The sequence below is a fragment of the Sphingomonas sp. LH128 genome (assembly GCF_000293195.2).
In the GTDB taxonomy this organism is placed as follows: Bacteria; Pseudomonadota; Alphaproteobacteria; order Sphingomonadales; family Sphingomonadaceae; genus Novosphingobium; species Novosphingobium resinovorum_A.
This window is the reverse complement of record NZ_ALVC01000011.1, coordinates 1-19,764: the sequence shown is the minus strand read 5'-3', so window position 1 is coordinate 19,764 and position 19,764 is coordinate 1. Positions and strand designations below refer to the sequence as shown.

10 protein-coding genes and 1 pseudogene are annotated in these 19,764 nt (G+C 59.5%); 3 read left to right on the top strand and 8 right to left on the bottom strand.

Annotated elements, in window-relative coordinates; genetic code table 11:
* The gene (locus LH128_RS32955; protein ID WP_172704866.1) at positions 1-252 is read right to left on the bottom strand and encodes a hypothetical protein; all 252 of its coding nucleotides are present in this window, start codon (positions 250-252) and stop codon (positions 1-3) included.
* 169 nt (positions 253-421) lie between these two features.
* Between LH128_RS32955 and LH128_RS01285 the strand changes: the two genes are divergently transcribed.
* From LH128_RS01285 to LH128_RS34945, 3 genes are all read left to right on the top strand, one after another.
* Entirely contained in the window at positions 422-757 is a 336-nt protein-coding gene (locus LH128_RS01285; RefSeq protein WP_008827759.1) for a helix-turn-helix domain-containing protein, read from the top strand.
* Positions 750-1,997: a type II toxin-antitoxin system HipA family toxin gene (locus LH128_RS01280; RefSeq protein WP_008827758.1), complete on the top strand. Its 1,248-nt coding sequence runs from the start codon at positions 750-752 to the stop codon at positions 1,995-1,997. The genes LH128_RS01285 and LH128_RS01280 overlap by 8 nt, the downstream gene beginning before the upstream one ends.
* Positions 1,998-2,068: 71 nt before the next feature.
* Positions 2,069-2,290 (top strand): hypothetical protein, encoded by a 222-nt coding sequence (locus LH128_RS34945; RefSeq protein ID WP_442800351.1) that lies wholly within the window; start codon positions 2,069-2,071, stop codon positions 2,288-2,290.
* Positions 2,291-2,330: 40 nt separating this feature from the next.
* Here LH128_RS34945 and LH128_RS34940 read toward each other — a convergent pair.
* The 7 genes and pseudogenes from LH128_RS34940 to LH128_RS01245 all read right to left on the bottom strand — a co-directional run.
* Positions 2,331-2,627, bottom strand: a pseudogene (locus LH128_RS34940) (Arm DNA-binding domain-containing protein); the annotation flags it as partial.
* A gap of 717 nt (positions 2,628-3,344) precedes the next feature.
* On the bottom strand, positions 3,345-4,121 hold the full coding sequence (locus LH128_RS01270) for an HNH endonuclease (protein ID WP_008827756.1): 777 nt from the start codon (positions 4,119-4,121) through the stop codon (positions 3,345-3,347).
* Positions 4,118-5,977 carry a chromosome segregation protein SMC gene (locus LH128_RS01265; RefSeq protein ID WP_202950077.1) on the bottom strand — a complete coding sequence of 620 codons (1,860 nt, stop codon included), beginning with the start codon at positions 5,975-5,977 and terminating at the stop codon, positions 4,118-4,120. The genes LH128_RS01270 and LH128_RS01265 overlap by 4 nt, the downstream gene beginning before the upstream one ends.
* A gap of 106 nt (positions 5,978-6,083) precedes the next feature.
* The gene (locus LH128_RS01260) at positions 6,084-10,886 is read right to left on the bottom strand and encodes an Eco57I restriction-modification methylase domain-containing protein (protein WP_008827754.1); all 4,803 of its coding nucleotides are present in this window, start codon (positions 10,884-10,886) and stop codon (positions 6,084-6,086) included.
* A complete protein-coding gene (locus LH128_RS01255) occupies positions 10,886-13,672 on the bottom strand; it encodes a DEAD/DEAH box helicase (protein ID WP_037517008.1) in 2,787 nt (928 codons plus the stop codon). Before LH128_RS01255 ends, LH128_RS01260 begins: the two co-directional genes overlap by 1 nt.
* Positions 13,672-18,819: a DEAD/DEAH box helicase gene (locus LH128_RS01250; RefSeq protein WP_008827752.1), complete on the bottom strand. Its 5,148-nt coding sequence runs from the start codon at positions 18,817-18,819 to the stop codon at positions 13,672-13,674. Before LH128_RS01250 ends, LH128_RS01255 begins: the two co-directional genes overlap by 1 nt.
* A gap of 39 nt (positions 18,820-18,858) precedes the next feature.
* The coding region (locus tag LH128_RS01245; protein ID WP_327195013.1) for a nucleotidyl transferase AbiEii/AbiGii toxin family protein at positions 18,859-19,764 on the bottom strand (906 nt) is incomplete at its 5' end.

The following is a 19,764-nucleotide window of genomic DNA, read 5'->3' as shown; positions in this document are numbered from 1 at the left end:
TCAGGAAGCCGACCCCCAGCCGATCGGACCGGGCTTGCCGCTTACTCCCACTCGATTATTTCCTAACATCCTAACCGATTGATTTTTAGGGAAAAAATATTTCTCGCCCAAAACTATACCGTCAGCGACACCGACAAAGAACAGCGCTTTTGAAATCATTGGACTTTTTGGCCATATGCCAAATTCAATGGTTTCGCCATCTATCGCCGACGACGAAATTGCAGGGTCCAAACTGCTCGTCCCCAGCGTCATTCGCCGTTTCTACGCCAGGTTACTCTGGCCGGCATTCGCGCCTCTCTGGGCTATACCGTCATAGGCATTTTTTGCCAATCGGGCGACGGACCAATCGGCTCAGTTCCCTATAGAGAAATTGTAATCTTCGCGCTACACATCCCTCCAGTCTGTAGTGCGAAGGTAGCAAATGCCGACACCCCATAATCCGCCCGCCGCGGTGAGGCGCGCGCTGCGCAAGCTTGGCGCGGACATCCATGATGCCCGTCGCCGTCGTCGGCTGCCGATGTCAGTTGTGGCCGAGCGAGCCTTCACGTCGCGTTCGACGCTCCAAAAGATCGAGGCGGGCGATACCAATGTCAGCATCGGTATCTATGCCGGCGTCCTTCAGGCGCTCGGTCTCCTGGAAGGATTGAGCCAGATCGCCGATATCGGCAACGACAGCGTCGGTCAGGCATTGGCCAGCGCCGATTTGCCGAAGCACGCCCACCCGAAGCGGCCGACCGGAGCGTCGCGCGATGGCTGATTTCGAGGTTCATCTCGACCTTCATGGCCACACGCGCCCAATCGGGTTGGCGCGGGGCAATCGCGTCCGTGGCGCCGAGACCATCATGTTCGAATATGATCGCGGCTGGCTTGAGGACCCGGATCGCTTCTCGCTTGAGCCGGCTCTGGCCCTGACGCGCGGGGCATTCGCGCCACCCGCTGGTCTGGCGACCTTCGGCTCTATCGGCGATTCCGCGCCCGACACCTGGGGACGCCGCCTCATGCAACGCTCGGAGCGGCGCAGCGCCGAGCGCGATGGCCGCCCCGTGCGCAGTCTGGCCGAAAGCGACTATCTGCTCGGCGTCGCCGACGAGACCCGACTTGGCGCGCTTCGCTTCCGTTGGGTCGGCGAAGAACAATTCCAAGCGCCGATCCGCGCCGCCGTGCCCGCCCTGATCGAACTCGGCCGACTGCTTCAGATCACCGAACGCATTCTGCGCGATGAGGAAACCGACGAAGACCTCCAGCTCATCTTTGCGCCCGGCTCGTCACTTGGCGGAGCGCGGCCCAAGGCCTCGGTCGTGGACCAGCACGGTCATCTCTCCATCGCCAAGTTTCCCAAAGAGACCGACGACTACAGCATGGAGACATGGGAGGAGATCGCCCTACGACTGGCGGGCCAAGCCGGCATCGCCACGCCGCTTCACGAACTGATCGATGTCGCCGGCAAGAAGGTCATGCTGTCGCGGCGCTTCGATCGAGAGGGTGCGGTCCGCATTCCCTTCCTGTCGGCGATGGCGATGATGGGAGCCAAGGATGGCGAGCGCGGCAGTTATCCGGAGATCGTCGACGCCCTGGCCGAGCATGGCGCGCAGGGGAAGACCGATGCCCACGCCCTTTATCGCCGTGTCGTCTTCAATGTGCTGATCTCAAATGTCGACGATCATCTGCGCAATCACGGCTTCCTCTGGCTGGGTAAGGCCGGATGGTCACTGTCCCCAGCGTATGACCTCAATCCCGTGCCGACCGATATCAAAGCGCGAGTGCTGACGACCAACATCGATCTCGATGAGGGCACCTGCTCGCTCGACCTTCTGGAAGAGGCCTCGGAGTTCTTCGCCCTCACGTTGGCGCAGGCTCGCACGGTCATCAAGGACGTGGCGACCGTGACCTCAACTTGGCGCGAAACTGCAAAGGCGGTCGGCGCGAGACCGGCTGAGATAAACCGCATGGCCAGCGCCTTCGAGCATGACGACCTCAAGCGGGCGCTGGCCCTATGACGAGAACCTTCCTTCACAGCTTCGATCCACCGTCGGCCAGCCCCGTCAACGCCGCTACAGTCGACCTGGACGTGGCGGATATCGAGGACGCCGGCATTCGCGAGGTGCTTCAGACGCCGGGCGCCGCCTATGGCGCGTGGTCCAACCTCATCCGCTGGGTTGGCGACCATCTCGCCATGCAGGATGGCGAATGCAAAGATCAGCTTCACGATATCGCGCACATTGACGGCTGTGGCTGGAGCGCCGCGATCCTTCACTTTTCCCACACATCATACGGAGATCGTCCGGCGTGATCTCCGTCAGCAGCCTGTTTCGGAATGTCGGCAGAATGTCGCGCTCGTAGATGGAGCGCCGCATAGCCCGCGTGCTGTCCGCCATGCGCGATTCCTGGAACCACTTTTCGCCGAACTCGCCGAACCGCTTCGCCTCCTTCAGTCGACGCTTGTCTTGTTGCTTCTCTTGAGCAGGCGACCGCCCCTCAGAAATGGCCCGCTTCGCGTCGATTAGCTTCTCGCGAGCCCTGGCTAGCGAAAGGGCGTCGGGACCATATCGACCGAGCGTCAGCGTCTCGCGCCGTCCGTTGAGCCGGTAGTCGCAGCGGAATACGATGGTCCCTGACGGCTGGACCACGACTTACATACCGTCACGATCGCTCACCTTGTACAATTTTTTCTGTTATTTCAGTGCCTTAATAGAAGTGTTGGTAAGCATGAGAGCCTCCAAATCTGTCCAAACAACAGCAGAGAGGCGCCAATTATACCGTCAGGCCAAAACAGGCGTCGCTGGAAGCGATTTTATCTCGTAATTTCAAATATTTATGGCCAAAAACTATACCGTCAGCAGCTCTCTTAGCCCTGACGGTATAGGTAAACCCCTAACCGAACAAGTTCCCCCATACCGTCCGCTATACCGTCAAATCGGAGCATTGCCCCTCGATAGACGACGATAGATGATGATATTTTTATCGTTTTTTCTCATACGGTTAGATCGCAACATGGCGTGCAATCGGATACCGCCAGAGGGGTAAAAATCATTCCCACTCGATTGTTTAATCTCATTATAACCCTTTGAACGTATTGGGAAATTAGGCGATGGCGACGGGCAAAAGCCGACGCAGGGGCCGTCAAAAAGTTACGCTCTTAATTTCAAAAGGAAAATGACCGGTAAAAAATATTTGCGATTTCGCCATCTATCGACATCAATCGCCCGATGATCACCTATGCGGCGGTCCGCAACGCACTCGCCGCCACCTCAAGAAGTACCGTCACTCAAACTCTATCAAGTTTGGTCAAGCAGCGCCATTGATCGCTACCGGATCCTCGCGAACGCTCCCGCCTTCCTGCTTGCCTAACTCTGCATCCAAACGTGATTGCGGTGATACGCCAGATAAGGCCGGTGCTCGTCCCGTAGCGCCAACCGCAGCGTCTTTCCTATCCCGAGCGCTTGGTGAGCAGCGATCTCCAACTGAGGCGAGGTCAAAACCAAACCGTCGTCATCAAATGTCACCAGCCCGGCATCGAATGCAGCGTCCCATAGAGCGGACAGCAGAAGTCCGTTATGCACGTCGAGTCGCTGCGCGTCGGTCGTGCAATCGGACCATGGGATCATGTGCGAGGCCCTCAGCAGCGCAGGACTCGAAATTCCACTCAACGGGCAGGTTCCGTTCCAGTATTCCATCAGGGCATCGCGAAAGATATTCTGTCCGATCCTGAATTTTTGCGCGCGCTCGCCTTCAGTCTCGCCGATCCCCGCGACGGCCCTTTCGTATTTCTCAAGGGGAAAGTTGGGCAAGCTAACTGACAGGCGGTACACCGCTTGGACCCCGGCATGCAGCTCATCGCGCGTGGCAAACATGAAGGCCGCTGCGTGACCTTTGGCCCAAGGTGCCGCAGATTGAGCGTCCAGCGCTCGAGCCACTCCCGGCAGCATCAGGGACAGAAAGAATGGACCGGAGCCGCTTGCGGCGGCCAGTCCGATCTCCCCTGGCGCACTGGCTGACCGGAAAAAGACCCATCCACCGGCCTCTTCAGGACCGATGCGGTATCCATGTTCGTTCGCGGCGTCGCGCAACTCAGAGAGAAGCACGAATGGATAAGCCGCAAGACGGCCCTCAGTGGTGGTCATAAATCGACCCCGAGCAAGCGCTCCGCCGGCGGGTCGCCATGCAATTTTAGCTGCAGGTACGGACGTTCCCTGAACTCGGTTGGAGGCGCCGTTGTTGTCGTTACGATGTACTGAAACAGCGGCTTTCCGCCGACGCGTTCCAAATCTTGAACGATATCGAAGAGCCGGCCGTAAATTGACAGCCCAAGGTCGGCCTCACGTGGGCTGTCGTGAAGCAGAAATGACGGCACACGCGTCGCGCCTTCGATACTCACGCACATCGCAGCAAGGTCGAAGGCCAGAACCTTGAGAGAGTCGATCGCGGCTGTCCTGCGGTCGCCCCCCATGTCTACCGAAAGATCAAGCCCATTCCCGCTAAGGGTGATCCGACCCTTTGCATCGTGGCCGACCAGCCGTCGAACGATCGGGTCGAACTTCTCGCTTATGCGTCCAAAAACGCGGGCCTGTTTGTCACGAAAGGCGCCAAGCCGCTCTCTCTCGGTCTCAAGTTTTGTACCCAATTCGCGCAAGCGCTTGATACCCGCCTCCTGCATTTCGAAGAGTTCGGCAAGGCGCTCAACGTCGTCTTGGAGCCTGCGGGCAGCGTACCAAGAGGACTCTCGCGCATCGCGGGCTTTCTCGATGTTCGTGACGTGATCGACCGATCGGTCGAAGTGCTGCTTGGCCAGAGCAATCTGGGGCAAGAGCTGCGTCTGCTCTTGCCGCAAGTCTTCCACTCGCTTCGCTTGGGCGTCGTGATCAGCCTGTCGTTGATTCCAACGCTGCCGACAGGCGTCGACATCAGGAATTTTGTGCGAGAGCTTGCAGCCTTCTGCCAAGGCTCGGTCGATAGGGACCTCGCATATCGGGCAGATCGGGCTTTCAGCCTCGACTTTCGAATAGGAAAGACCGGGTAATTCCCCGCGTATCATCGCCAATGTGCGTTCTTCAGCGGGAATTAGCGCTCCAATTCGGATACGGTCGCCTTCAAGGCGCGCCCATTCATTTCTCGCAGCCTCTCGTTGCTCGCGTGCTGCGGCGAGTTCAGCGTCGCCGCCAGTCGGAATCTTGCTTGCCAACGCCAAGCGCGCGCTGGCGGACCTGCGCATGACGTCGATCAGCAATGGCATCTCTGGAAGCGACTGACCGTCAAGGTCGAGACCCGTAACGAGCCGAGTTTGCGTGCGTTCGATTTCCCACCGGCGATGGCCAATCTCTTGATCCCGAACTCGGCGCTCCTCGCTGAGGCCATTGACTTCGCCACGCGTGGCTTGTTCCTCAGGCGTGATCGCCATCAGAAACGACCGGAGCGCCTCAAGCCTTGGTCCCTTCTCCTGCCCGCTCGCGGGCATAGGCGAATCGGAGTCCGAGGTCGGCGACCGCCAGTCAAGGACATCGTCAAATCGACACTCTTGGTCCCGCGTGAGCCAGGCGAGCGCGACCGGCCAAACGGAGCCGTTCGCTTGCGGGCGAACCAATCGGGCAAGTGCCGTGGTGATTATTTGCTGATCGACGGCCTCTACGAACGGCTCCATTCCCGTTGAAGCGCCCTCGCCAGCGGCGATCTCATCGAGATTTCCGTCCGGCACAGCCATGTGTCTTCGACGGAGGCCGAGAGGGCGTACGATCGCCCAACAGATACCGTCTAGTATGACCTCGGCACCCACGATGCCATTCAGGAATGCTGTACCGATCCGATCACGCTGCGGCTCCGTGGCGAAACGGTCTTCACCAAGACAATAGCGGATAAGCCGGCAGAAAAGCGTCTTGCCACTACCATGACCAACAGCACTTGTTTGACCTACCGAGGCAGCATCGTCTGCTCCGTCGGGTGACCAGACAATGTTTAGGCCGGGACGAAGTTCGATATCCCGCACCTTCTCCCCACCGGGCTCTTTCCATATGACAAGGCGTCGAACCCAAAGCCGCGGCCCTTCCAACCCTTCAGCAGGAGTTACCGTCAGAAGCTGCGGGTCTAGAAGGTCAGGCTGCTGCGGCATGGGTCACCCACTGCTGTACGTCGGCGGGCAGCGAATTTATCGCCGCGTCTAAGTTGACGTTTTTCAATGCCTCCACCACAAACGCCGCGCGGCCGTCGGGCCAACCTGCGGTATAAACCGCCTCCAATCCCGCCCCTGGAGCCCAGGTCCCGCTTTGTAGATTTTCTATGAGCCGACCATTAGCGCGGTGATTCTGAACAGCGACGCCCCAAGCCGCATTATTGCGCGTTGCGAACGCGACAATGTTGTTCGTTAACGGTTCCGCTTCCTGGCCAACGCGCCGACGCCACTCTGTTGCCTGATCTACTGGAAGCAGTGCAACTAGCAGCCGCGGCTCCAAAATTAGGGCAGTCGCAAGACGTACGTCCCGGATCGGCACTGCGCGATCCAACGTCTTGAGGACAGCGGTGAGGACCGCACCGACATCGCCCGGCTGTGTTTGCGACGGCCGAGCCAGTGCACCATCTGGAAAGATCGTAGGAACTGACTGAGGCGTGCGAACTTCAATGGGAGGGGTTGCAAGCCGCGACGTTGAAAGCTGATCAAAAGCCGCGAGCACGAGCCGACGAGTGCGGTATTCTCCGAACCGCGCCTCCTCTCTTGATTTGAGTACACGGAATGTTTCGGAGGGGTAGCCGGCCCCCTTTGTGTCCGAAGGATCGAGCACATAACGAAGCTCGTCCCGACCCAATCCAAATTTCAACGCATAAAAAGCTTCGAGTTCTGCACGCAAGGATGCGCGGCGCCCCTCGTCCCAAGCGAAAGGAGCCCCGGAATAACCAAGGTCTTCTGCCCACAGACGCATCAGTTCGCTGGTATAGGTTAGCTCCAACATATGTTGGACGATGAAGCGGTAGTCGTCGCGCGAAAATATGGATGGCGGAAGAACAGGCATCTGCTTGAGATAGAAATAGGTTAGCGATGTTCCGCTAAGCTTCTGCCTCGCAACGTAGTCGAAACATAGCGAGCTCAGTTGACCCACAAAGGCGGCCCCGCCTTGTGCATCAGATCTGAGGTAGGCAAGCGGAAGCTTGTGATTGGTTCCGACCTTTGGGAATACGCAGGCAATTACGGTGCGTTCATTGGTCGCGTTCGTAATGTCCCGCCAACCCACGAGCCAACGGGGTTGCTTGCGGCGCACCAAAGCAATTGCAAGATCTAAGGGGTTGCGTGGCCCGCTTGCCAGGAACTGGATGTCGTCGTTCGTCAGCGGTGTCTCGCGTTGAGCATCCTGGCCGTTCGCCCGCGTTCGAGGATCCAAGAGGAAACGGTCGGGTGATGTTCCAAGCACCGAGCGCCAAGCGTGCTCGGCTCCCAAAATTCTAATCAGTTCGCTCTCGCGTAGAGCTACTTCCTCAATCGCGTAATAGCCAACCAGCCATTCAGCGAGCGCTTTCAATGCATGCTCGGCTTTGCCTTCACGAATCCACCGCTTAAGGGGCGGAGGAACTCGAGCAGCGCGCAAGCTCACCTCATCAGCGGGCACCCAGTATCGTGGTGTCGGCTCATAAGAAGGGTCTGACAGCGTTGCAGGATCGGCCTGCGGAATCTCACGAAAGTCGGCGTCGTCCTTTTCTGCAGCGTCCTTGAAGTCGCCATATCGATGATTGAAGTGGTGGATCATCTTCGCTTCGTAAAGCGGCACACGGCGTTCCTCGCCGTCTTTCCCCTCGCGAATCCAGTCACGCCCCGCCCGCGACCAGCCCTCCGCTATCAGTGCCCGCTCCGCCCGGAACAGACTGGAATCTCCAGACATATGGAACATCGTTTGGAACGAGATGCCCCACGGGTTCACCTCACCGCCCTGCGAAGCCTCTCGCTCCTCGATGAGAACAGGCGTCTTCCCGTAGACCTTCGCCGTCAGGTCCGCGTCCGCGCGCGAACGGAAAAGTGGCGATGTTTTCGTGTTTGGGTTGATCCGGGCTATGTCATCCGCTGAAAGCACATAGCGGCGTTCTGCGTCGTCCAACTGTGCAGGGTCTGTAAGCATGCAGGCAAATCGAGAGCTGCTCGACTTGCCGATCGACAGGAGGCAGAAGCGGACACGGAAATATACACTTGGAAAGATGCGTTCGCGATTTTCAAAGTCGATCAGTTGCACGAGACGCTTTCTGGCGACAAGATCGCCAAAGAAAGCTGAGGTTGACAAGTCCGTAGCAATGCCCGTGGGCACAATAATACCCGCCCGGCCCTCCGGCTTAGTAAGGCGCGCAAAGTGTTCTGAAAATAGAGCGTACGTATTGACATCCCCGCGACCCGTGAGCGGGTACCGACCGGAGGAACGGGCAAATTCACTCGCGGCCTCGGCTGTGCGCTTGGCGAACTGGAACTCCTGCCACAATCGGCCATCCACACTTTCAGGGTGAGCCTTCTCAAGCTGCTTAATCAGCTTTTCACGCTCGGCTTTATTTGCGGCATTTGCGATCGCTGGGGAGCGAGAGGCGAAGAATTCCAGTTCCTGAAGTTTGATCCGCTCCCATGGCGGATTACCGATGACGACGTCAAAGCCGCCAGACTCAAAGATTCGCGGAAATTCGATATGCCAATGGAAAGCAGCTACTGCGCGGGAGGTTGCCTCCGCGCCTTCCGTCAAGTGTGCTGCGACCTCCCGACCAGCGGCGGCTTTCCACACATGCTCTGTAAGCGGCAGATCATCATATCCCAGAGCATTGGCAGGCTTGGGCGCAAAAAAAGCCGCAGTGTAGAGGTACGCGGAAACATATAAGTCGCTCGCGGATTTGAGATGCCGCCATTCGTCCGAAGCGCGCATCTCGGTGAAAGTGCGGCTTTTTGCCTCCACCTCGCCCAAATTGTCTTGGGGCAGCTCATTGATCAAACTATCTGCGCGCGACAAGCTCTTTGGCGGTCGCAACTCAGATAAGAGGCCTGTTGCTCCCTTACCGTCGCGCTGTTGCTTGTTGTACCTGCCGTAAGCTTTGGCAATTTCCTTATCGTCACCTGTAAGCGGCTTGTAAGCCTCGTCGGGGATACCGTTCTTCAACATATCGACATCGAAGACGCCAATCAGGCTGTCCCCGCAGCGGATGTTGCTATCTAAGAATGTAAGCGGTTTTCCTGGATCTACAGTCTCGATCCATAGCGCCACCTTCGCGAGTTCAACGGCCATCGGATTCCGATCGACGCCGTAAATACAATGACTGACGACATCGCGCATCGCGGCTGGATAGTCCGGCGCCTCGCTGTCACGCAGCAATGCGACCCGGCTTGCTATTCTCCGCGCAGAGCCAAGGAGGAAATGACCGGATCCGCAGGCTGGATCGATTACGGAGAGTTTCAGCATGGCATCAACGCCAGCTTCGGCTTCGGCCCGGGCGAGTACCGGATCGAGGGTACTATCCAGCAGAGTCTGAACCAGGCTATCTGGCGTATAGTAGCTACCGCTGGTTTTACGCTCATTGCCGCGTGTCTCATCGCCCTCAGCGAAAGCGAAGCGTCGACCACTGTCCTCGCGAATTGGGACAAGTGCGAGAAGGCCCTCGTAAACTGAGCCCAGCTCTTCCGTCGCCATGTCACGCCAGTTGATCCGGACGCGACGACCGTCCTCGATCAGCCAACTCAAATGAAACACGGCGCGCAAGAATGCTCTGTTCGGCAGCTTCGCGCTATCCAGATTTGGCGTCTTCCCGAAAGCGAACAGACCACCGAGCGCCGGTAACCCTAAGAGATCTTCACCACGGGCTAAACCTCGAAAGACGATCTTTGCCCCTTCCCATGCGTCATGATGATGGTCGTGCGCAGATCGGCGGGCCGAGCGTTCTCGCATATGCCCGAAGCCGTAAGCTGAGGCATAGAGCCCGCGTGATGCGGCCGATGTACCTGGCCCATGAAGCAACTCGCGGTCCTCTGCGACGGCGAGAAACATCAGCTTGTAGACGATGCGCAGAAGTTGCTCGAACCATCCGGCGACGCCGAGGCGATCTTCATCCAACTCTTTTCGAAGGTCTGGATTCGCGTCTAGGAACCCCTGTCCTAGGGCCAGAAGGGCCTCTCGAACGTTGACCCCGAGCTTTTCGCGCGCCGCCGTTCCGGCCCGAAGTCCGGCTTCGCGCCAGCGCTCAAGCGCGCAATCGGCCGCCGCAGCATTTTGCCCGCCGAAACGCGTTGCGTGGATAAGCAGCCACGTCGCAGTGAAATCCGCAAACATCTCCTCGCGGAAGATCACCCCCAAATCTGCTTCAATATAGGCTGGACGGGTGAAACTGGCGTTATCTCGCATGAGACGGAGACGGTCACCCGCGAACACCAGGCCCCATAGGAACTCGGGGTTTGCGTTCAGCCAGTCTTGCAGCAACACGCTCGGCGATCGTCTCGGGATAGTGCCGCCATGATCGTCGCCAAGGTGCGGAAGCGCTTTGGTGAACGCATCCGCTTCAGGCAGAGGTGCAGCCACAACGACGGGCACCCTGCCGCCCTTTGCCTCAAGGGTGATACGATAAGTATGACCATCCTGCTGGCGCAGACTCGGGCCCTGCAGGCCTTCGAACCCGAACGCCTCCTCGAGCAGGCTCTTAACAAAGGCGGTAGTCTGAAGCTCGGTCGGCGCTTCTAACCCAGTATACGCCTGCCAATGCGCTTGGCCGATCCTGAAATAGCGCGTGATCTCGTCGCGCAGATTCGTCCCTTTGGGGCAGCCGTATTCCGCGGCTGCTTTCTGGTCTGGAGCAGTTGCGGCGATCACCGCAACCTGATCGGGAGAGATCAATCCTCCCTCGATCGAGACGGCAGTAAGCCCGATATTGGCGGAGCGCTTAAGATGCCGGGCCATCACTCGCCCTCCGGAAGGAGGACATAGAGACCTATGACATCCGCTGGCAAAACGGGAACCACCTCGACCGTCGCCCCACCGCGCGCCGCTTCCGTCAGCCGAAGGTGGTCGGCGGAGAGTGCCGCTCCGCGTTCGGCTGCGAAGGCCTCAATCGCGGATTGGTAACCGACTAGTCGTTCGTGAGCTCTCTGGAGCTGACGCGCAGCGGCGAGTTCATCAAGATTTCCGGCCGCCTCTGCCTCGAGAAGCTCAAGGGCAGAATGTCCTTCGAGAATCGGCGCCGGAGCCACTCCGCCAAACGCGATCCCTGTCGCTTCTTCGGCCAGCAGCAGGCGGTTTGTACGGCCGCTAGTGATGAGCTTGAAACGAAGGCGCAACAGCATCAGTGTTGTCATCTGGGCGACGGCACGGGTGCGCCAGGCGCCACACCGGCCAAGGGGGCGGAATGCTGCCCCCTCCGGATCCAGTGCTCCCTCCGCCAAGCTTTCTGCCAAACTTGCAACCAGGGGATGGGCACGCCCGAGGTGCGTCACACCCGGCGCCGGATCATCCTCAAAGCCAACCCTTCGCGTCCCACGCAGACCACGCGCTTCCACGCGCTCCATAATGGCATCAGGCATCGCATCCAGATGCACCAAATAATGCCGTCCGGCCTTTTCCAGCGGCGCACCCGCGCGCTTCAAAGCGCGTTCCGTAAAGCGGGCGACTTCGGTCGGGCCGCCGTTTAGCGCGCGCATCTGCCGCCATTCCGGCAGCACCTCATCGGGCTTCAACGCACCTTGCGCATAGCGTGCGCGGCTTGCTTTCGCATTTTCCTCGGCGTCGCGCCATTTGCTATCGAGCCGTTCACTTGAAAGGCCGAAATCGAAGGCCATCTGCTCTCGATGTCCGCCAGCCCGTAGCATAAGCGCTTGCATCAGCGCGGAGGTCACGCCTTCACTGTCTTCGGGCATCGGCACCGAAATGCCTGTCGCCTTACGAATAGCGTCCGCTTTTCGCAGGATGACCTGCAGGACTGCGCCATCAATCGCGCTGTTGTCGCCAAAGATCGTCACCGAGCGGACGACCGGCGAACGCTGACCAAATCGGTCGACGCGCCCCTCGCGCTGCTGATGTCGGGTCGGATTCCAGCTAAGATCGTAATGAACGACGGCATCGAACAGCGCTTGCAGATTGATCCCCTCGGACAGGCAGTCGGTCGCGACGAGGATTCGACTCTCGGAATCCTCGAGCTGATCGATGCGAGTTCGTCGCTCTTCAGGCGGCAGGCGTCCTGTCACGACTGCCACGTCAGCCTTTGGCCAAGCACGCTTGATCTCTTCGCCCAGCGCCTCCGCCGTTGCGATGAACCGGCAGAAGATGACCGGCTTGGCTCCTTCCTGAAGCAGCCCTTTCAGAACCTTTAGGAGCCGCGCCACCTTAGGATCCTCGCCGCGACGGCGATCAAGGGACTCTGCAATCGCGATCAGCTCGGCGAGTTCACCGCGCTCTTCGGCGCTGGCGCTAGCCGTGCCAGGCTCCACATCGCCTTGGTCGAGCAGGCCTTCATCTTCGTCGAACACGACGGGCTGGATCGTCTCTTCATCCGCCACCCCGGCCAAGCGATTGCGCAGCGCGTTTGTCGCGGCTGCCGGCGAGGAGCCGATGCACCGCATGAGCGCGAGCGTCCCCCAGAAAGCAAGCCGTCGGCTGCGCTGGTCGGCGCCGGCGCGCTGGGTAACAGCCAGGCAGTAGTCCAGGGCACGATCATGGAACGCGCGAAATTCGCCGCTGAGACTGAAGGGCTCATCCTTCACCTGGTGAACAGGGAAGGTTCGCTTTTCGTGCCAGCCGGACTCCGTGATGTCGGGTCGGCGTCGCTGGACATAATGCTGGGCAAGGCGGCGAGCATATCGCGTGCGCGCATTCTCATCGCCTTGGGGACCTCCCGCGAAGTCCGGGCTAATGAGGCCCAGCAGACGATCGAACGCCGCTTCATCACCACTGTGCGGCGTTGCCGTCAGCAACAGCATGTGGCGTTCCTCATCAGAGGCGAGGCGTTCGAGAAGCTCGAAACGCTGATGTCTGCCGCGATCTCCGCCGATGCAGGCATGCGCTTCATCAACGATCACAAGGGACGGGCACGCCCGTGCAAATTCGTCGCGGCGGCTGTCAGCCTTGATATAGTCGAGGCTGACGACAGTGTGCGGATAGGCTTCAAATAGGCTTTGAGCCGCAGGAAGACCACGCTCCAGGCTGCGCGCCCTGGCCGAGGTCACCGCCACGGCGTCAATGTCGAACTTCTCTGCAAGCTCACTCACCCATTGCTCGACGAGATGGGGCGGACACAGCACTGAGAAGCGGTCGATCAGGCCACGGTCGAGCATCTCGCGAATGATCAATCCCGCCTCGATCGTCTTGCCGATCCCCACATCGTCGGCGATCAGCAACCGCACCACCGGCAGCTTCAAAGCCATCATCAGCGGCACGAGCTGATAGGCGCGCGGCTCCACGCCGAGATGTGCAGCGCTCCGGAACGGGCCGGCGCCTCGGCGAAGCGACAGACGCAGCGCATCCGCCAGCAATCGCGCACCGTCCTGGGTGTCTCGCCGCTCAGGTGTTGGTGGAGCAAATCGCGCAGGCCTGACGGGATTGACTTCAAGCGCGAGCGCAATCCGTTGCGCATCGGCTTCTGAACCTGACAAGGGCCGCACATTGAGGATGTCGTCATCCGGAGACGGAAGGACGACCCATTCGCGTCCTCGCGCCTCGACAAGATCCCCCGGTGAAAATCTGACCGCTTCCACTACGCCGCCCCCAACAACTCAACCAAATCCCTCGGCGCGGCTTCGCCAGGCACCTCGGGAAGCTCGACGATATCCACCCCCAAGTCGGCGCATGCCGCAGCCAGCCTGTCCGGTACACGACCTGACACCGCGAGCACCTGAAAGCTTGGCCAATAAAGCTCGTATAAAGTGCCGTCGACCTTGCGCGGGGATGGCGCTGGCAATCCCCACCGGCCTATCGCACCAAGCCAGCCGCTCGCGGCCTCCACCGGCTCTGCCTGCACGACCTCAGGCTCTGCAAGCTGGCAGAGAAAGGCCGTGACCTCCGCGTCTCGACGATCGATCAGATTATGGTCGGGCTGGTTGAAGTAGGAGAGCAGGCAGCGGTAACAGCCAGCGACACAAGCATCCGACCGCTCCTTTAGCCCAGTCCCGTCCGGCGCGAAATCATAGTGCATGAGATCCAGCGCCTGACGGGCGATCTCCGCCGTTCGGCGCGGATCGGAGACAAGGCGGTTCAGAACACCTGCTCCCCCCTCGGTCGCCTCGTAAAGCAGGATTGCCTTGCGGTCCTCGCGCGCAGGCAACGGCTCGCCCAAGAGCTCGCCTTCTTCAAGCTCGGCAACAATCTGGATGCCTCGCAGAAGAGCGTGCTGCAGGGTTGCCATTTGCCGCTCGTCAAAATTTGCAAGCGGCCGTACCAGCAGCGCGTTCTTATGGTCCTCGACGATCGGCACGATCCGCTGCGACTTCGGGACCGTGACATCCATGTCATCATCATCCCCGCCGTTGAGCGTATCCTTTACCCATCGGCCTGACGTCGGATCGATGCAGAACCCATTTATCGACTTGGACTTCCGACGGCGAAGTCCCTTGTTGACGCGCGATAGCTTCGCGCGCGCGCCATAATCGAGAAACAGCAACGGCCCTGCTTCCGAACGCAAGGTGAGCGTGCGGATATCGGGAACGCCCTTTTCGAATTGCCACTGGAAAACGGTCTGGATCTCAAAGCCGCGCCTTTGCCGGTCTTCATCATTCGCCGTGATCCGAGACGACGGTGCGGTTTCGACATTGTCGATCCGATAGACATTGTCGAGCCGATCCACACCGGCCAACGACGCGCCGCACGCGTGGCATCGCTCGAGCTTGTCATCAGTGTGAGCCGCTCCGCACTCGCCGCATAAGATGAGGCTCGTGGTTGCCAGTTTGCCATCGTCGAGGCGACCGTGCGCCGGCAGCTTCGCACGGACAACCCGGTAGGCGCGCCCCTCGTGATAAATCAGGCTGTTGGGACCGAACTCGGAAATGGCGAGAAAACGCGGCCTTTGCAGCACGGCCGCACGTTTGGTCGCAGGGATGAAAGCATAGAGCGGAAGACGCGGGAAATTATATCCCGGCAGAAAGCCTTCAGTCGCGAGATATCGATATGTGTAAAAATCGGAGCCGTTCGAAGCCTGTCCGCGCTCGAGCATGTCAAGTTCTTCAGTCGCCCGGAAATGACGGCGCGCAGCCTCTTTGCGTTCGCCCGGTTTGAAGGACGTCTTCTGCTGAATTTGATGTGCCTCATCTTGCTCACGGCGTGCGCTTCGGTAGAGCTCCCGCCACCGACTGAAGCTGCTTGCGAAATTCTGCGCAGCTTCCCGGTTGGTTTCATCAACGAAGGCATCGATATCGGCCAGCCACGGAGCGTCGGCTAACTCGACCGCACTGACAGTCTGATCAAGAAGGCGGCGCATCGTCGGCTTTGCGGCTCCGCTTGCGGCAAGCTTTTCGAACGCCGCTTGGATTGGATCGGAGATCGGCATCTCCGGTGTTGCCATGTTCAAGTTTTCAGGGATGGCTGGCTTCAGCGGCACCACGGCAGCCGCCAGCCATTCGGCATGGAGGTGGCTCCGCAGCAGATCTCGATTGGCAAGATCGAGGGCTGGCGGCTTCACCACGCCCGCGACAAGCCCCTGCCGATTATTGAAGTAATATTGGTCGTGGGGGGACTGCGCAGCGCAATAGGTCACGACCAGCGCTGCTTGACCACTGCGGCCAGCACGGCCGGCTCGCTGCACATAATTTGCCGGTGTTGGCGGTGCGTTCCGAAGAAAGACAGCGTTCAGCGCGCTGATATCAACACCGAGCTCCATCGTGGGAGAGCAGAACAGCGCCGGGAGGAAACTCGCGGGTTCGCCTTCCTGGCGCATTTCGTCCCGGTTCTGGGCGATCCTTTCGATATCTGACTTCCCGAACCGGAACCGATCTTCACGCCAAGCACGAACTTTCTGGTCGACCTGGGCGGTATGCTCCCGAGCCTCGAAGGCGAAAGGCAGGTTGCCCTCCTGCGCTAGCATCTCCGCAACATCCTCGTAGAGCGCCCGGAAAAAGGGATTTTCGCGTTTCCCATCGGCCCTCTTGGTCGCCGGAAAGAGGCGCAAGGCGGTCGATGACAGGCGCCACGCAGGAGCTTCTCCGCCAGTGACGACCCGCCGGACGACCTGGTGGTTTTCGGCCGCACGCAGGAGCGTGGCGATAACGTCGTCATACTCTTTGACCGGGAGCTGCTCCCCCCACAGATCCTTGCTGCGCAGCGCCTTACCCAACGCCGTCCGCCAGCCTGCTCGTACAATCAGTACATCTTCCGCCGCGCTGATCTCCGCCTTGCTCGGCGGATCGAGCATCAGGAATCCGGCCTGCCGCAGTTCCTGTTCTTCGTTCTGATCGATCAGCCAGGGATCGCGCAGGTGATTTCTGGAGGTCTCGGCGACCTGCAATATCCGCTGGCGATCCAACGCTTCGGTGGCGATCGCAAGGCCACGACGCATATAGTCGAAAAGCAGCGTGAAGAGCCGGGCCCGCAATTGGGGCGTGCTGGCCGCCAGTCGCGGATTGTCGGAAAACTCCTCGTCATCGCTTGCGAGTTCACTCAGTCCCGGAAACCGCACCTCCACGAGGCCGGCTTCTTCGAGATTGGGATTTGTGAAGCGCCAACCCTTCCGGAGATCCGCCCAAACACGATGTGCCAAGATCGACGTTAGCACTTCCTCAGCGGCCTGCCGGTTGTGGAATCCCTTTACGCGCGGGTCGGCCATCCAATCGGAGAGCCGCTCAGACTCCTCCAAATCGAAGCCAAGCGCCTTGCGAACAGCCTCCCCGAACCGAACGTCGGCGAGGCCCTTTTCGCCTGCGTCCCGCACGGCACGTAAGATACCGCCACGAAGCAAGCTGACGAAAATGAAGTCATTGAAATGCCCTGCCTGCAGGGCCGCATCCTGGCGATTGTCTGTGAAGCCCAGGAGTTTCCGTGTGCTTTCCTCAAGCGTGCCGTCCGCCTCCATCCACGCCAGGATGGTCGAGACGATGAGCGTAGTCGCCGAACTACGGCCTTCAGCCGACAGCCCCGCTAGCTTGTTGATGTCACGAGCCTGTTGGGGCGGCTGATGGCGGCAATGGGGGCAGAAGCGATATTTGCCGCCGAAGAACCATGTCGGCACTCCATCGTCGCCGAGCGACCCATCAGGCTTCACGAAAAGGAGTTGCCCTTCATGCTTGCCGCGATGTCCTCCTTTAAGGCGTTCCTGGCCTGCCGGCGTGGTTTCCTGCCAATCGTCCGGATAGTCAGCGACGGCGCCACCGAACTGAAAGTCGGCATTGACCGCGGGAATTAGGAAGCCGGTTCGCGAGCCGTCTGGTTCTGCGTCTTCACTCGCCGGCTCGTCGATGGCCCGCGCAAGAACCCGGATACCATCGAGCGCATTTTCAATGCGGACGCTATGGTGTTCTTGGCCACATTCTCGGCAAAAGAAGACCGGATATAAGCGCGCATTCGGATCGGAGGGATGGAAGACCTGCCCCTCCAACACGACACGCCGGCCGCTGGCAGATTCGATCGTTGCGTAGGCATGCCCGGCGCCGGAAATAAAGCGATGAAGCTTAAATGCCAGAAATGCACGGTCGCTGACGCCGCCGCGAAGATCTTCGCGGCGGCCCATCAAAGACAGCATCCCGGCAAGAGCGCTCCTGCATTCCTCTGGGGGGATCTTCGTCTGGGCTGCTAGTTTGGAGGTCGCGTCGCTCATCGTCATCGGGGGGCGACGACGCAGTTTTTCGCCTTCAGCGAGTCCAATCTCGGTCTCGATCCAGCAGGCAAGCGGATTGCTGTACAACTCCTTGTCGCTGAGGCCGGTGGGAATTGGCGCTCGGACGGCATCTACCAGTGATGCTCCTAGACTCGTACTATTGATACGGGGATCCGTCGCCCGGGCAAGATTTTCGTCGATGATCGAGGCCGGGCTCAGTTCTTCCCCGAAAATGAGCTTGCCGACACGAGCAACGGCACTTGCTCGCTCGATCTCATCCTGCGCGCTCGACATCGTCGCCGAGGTGCCGATGCAGAGCAGCTTGCCCTCTTTGACGAGGCGGTCCTTGACGCGCCGCACCAGCATCGCAACGTCTGCGCCCTGTCGGCCGCGATAGGTGTGCAATTCGTCAAGCACCAGGAAATCCAAGCCGTCTGCATTGGCGATGACAGCGCGATCGAGCTCGTCCTGACGCGTCATGAGCAGTTCGAGCATCATGAAGTTCGTGAGCAAGATATCGGGCTTGGCCTTGGCAATGGCCTGTCGCTCCGCATCGCTTTCCTGGCCTGTGTAGCGACCAAAGGTCGGGCGTAATTCCTCTTCGACCCCCGAGCCGCCGATGAACTTTTCAAGCTCTTCAAGTTGGCTGTTGGCCAACGCGTTCATGGGATAAATGATGATCGCGCGCGTCCGCTGCGCCTCGCCTGCGCGCCGCGCGCGCACGACTGCATCCACGATCGGCAGGAAGAAGCAGAGCGATTTTCCGGACCCTGTACCGGTTGTGACGATGAAACTCTCACCATTGCGCGCTTTCGCGACAGCACGCTCCTGGTGGCGGTGAAGCTTGATCGGCGCCCGGTCAGGACCGCTGGCGAATATCTTGCTGAGGGTCGGATCCAACACACCCTTAGCGACAAGCTGATCAATAGAATGACCGGCCTCGAAATGCGGATTGATAGTAATGAGGGGCTCTGGCCAAAAACGCTGTTCATTATATGCAGCATCGACCTGAGCGCGAATTTCCGGCGCATGGATCTCCGAAAAGGAGCGCGCGAACGATTCGTATCGCTCTATCAACGCCTGATCGAGATCGAATATATCCACGACGCCCCCCTTCAGTTATCTCCAAAAGAGATATCCGAATTACAACTTTGAACCATTATTATTTGAAGAGCGCGCTTGTATAGCGTGCGGTATTAGAAAATCAGCCAAGCTGGTCACGACATCTTCCAAGCTTCCTGGATTAGCGGAAACATCCCTGACAAAGGCGTTCCACTGTCGCTGTTTTTGTTCATCGTTGGCGAAAGCCGGCGTTAGCGCATCGGGCAAATCGACAGGGATCGCTGTTTCGCGCCGGGCGAATGTTGCAGCGATTGCGCGAGCGAGCCTGTCGCCGGAGAAATCGAACGACTTGCTGAGGATCCAGATGTCGTAAAAATCCTTCATGCGACTGTTCGCCCGCCCGAGCGCGACCATCGCCTGAAACTTCTCAGCAATAACAGTTTCACGCGCGTAGGCACGCAGACGCGGTGCGGGAAACGCCAACATGGAGGGATAGTCGAGCATCTCTGCGCCTGGTTCCATCGCATCACCGAAGCCGATGTCGATCGTCAGACTGATCCTGGCACCGCCGATCGAGGCGGTTGTCCGCAGCCTCAGCCCGCCATACTCGAGCTCTTCGCGAATGCGGTCGACGCGAAGAGCTTCGACGTCAAATTCCACACCATCATCGTCGTTGAGGGCCAGGATGTCCCGAAATGTCGCGAGCATCGCCTCGGGTTCAGGATCGCCAAACCCCAACAGATCGAGGTCACGCGTGCCGCGATATGGATCCTCAAACCAACTCATCATCAGCATCGCGCCTTTTAGAACGAAGCGGTCCGCATGCGGTGATTGGCTGAGCCGGAAGAGGAGTCGTTCGAGCGCAAAGCGCGTTAGGACAAGATCAAAGCTCTGACCGCTCGCCTTGGCGACCTGCAGGAGGCGGGCGCGCACCGAAGCGCCGATATTCTTGAGCTCCTTAGCCATTGGCGGGGGGGGGGGCGCGGG

What these genes read in the sequence shown, in the direction of transcription:
- LH128_RS32955 (WP_172704866.1), bottom strand. Translation starts at nt 252, where the DNA reads ATGACGCTGGGGACGAGCAGTTTGGACCCTGCAATTTCGTCGTCGGCG.
- LH128_RS01260 (WP_008827754.1), bottom strand. Translation starts at nt 10,886, where the DNA reads ATGGCCCGGCATCTTAAGCGCTCCGCCAATATCGGGCTTACTGCCGTC.
- LH128_RS01285 (WP_008827759.1), top strand. Translation starts at nt 422, where the DNA reads ATGCCGACACCCCATAATCCGCCCGCCGCGGTGAGGCGCGCGCTGCGC.
- LH128_RS01280 (WP_008827758.1), top strand. Translation starts at nt 750, where the DNA reads ATGGCTGATTTCGAGGTTCATCTCGACCTTCATGGCCACACGCGCCCA.
- LH128_RS01270 (WP_008827756.1), bottom strand. Translation starts at nt 4,121, where the DNA reads ATGACCACCACTGAGGGCCGTCTTGCGGCTTATCCATTCGTGCTTCTC.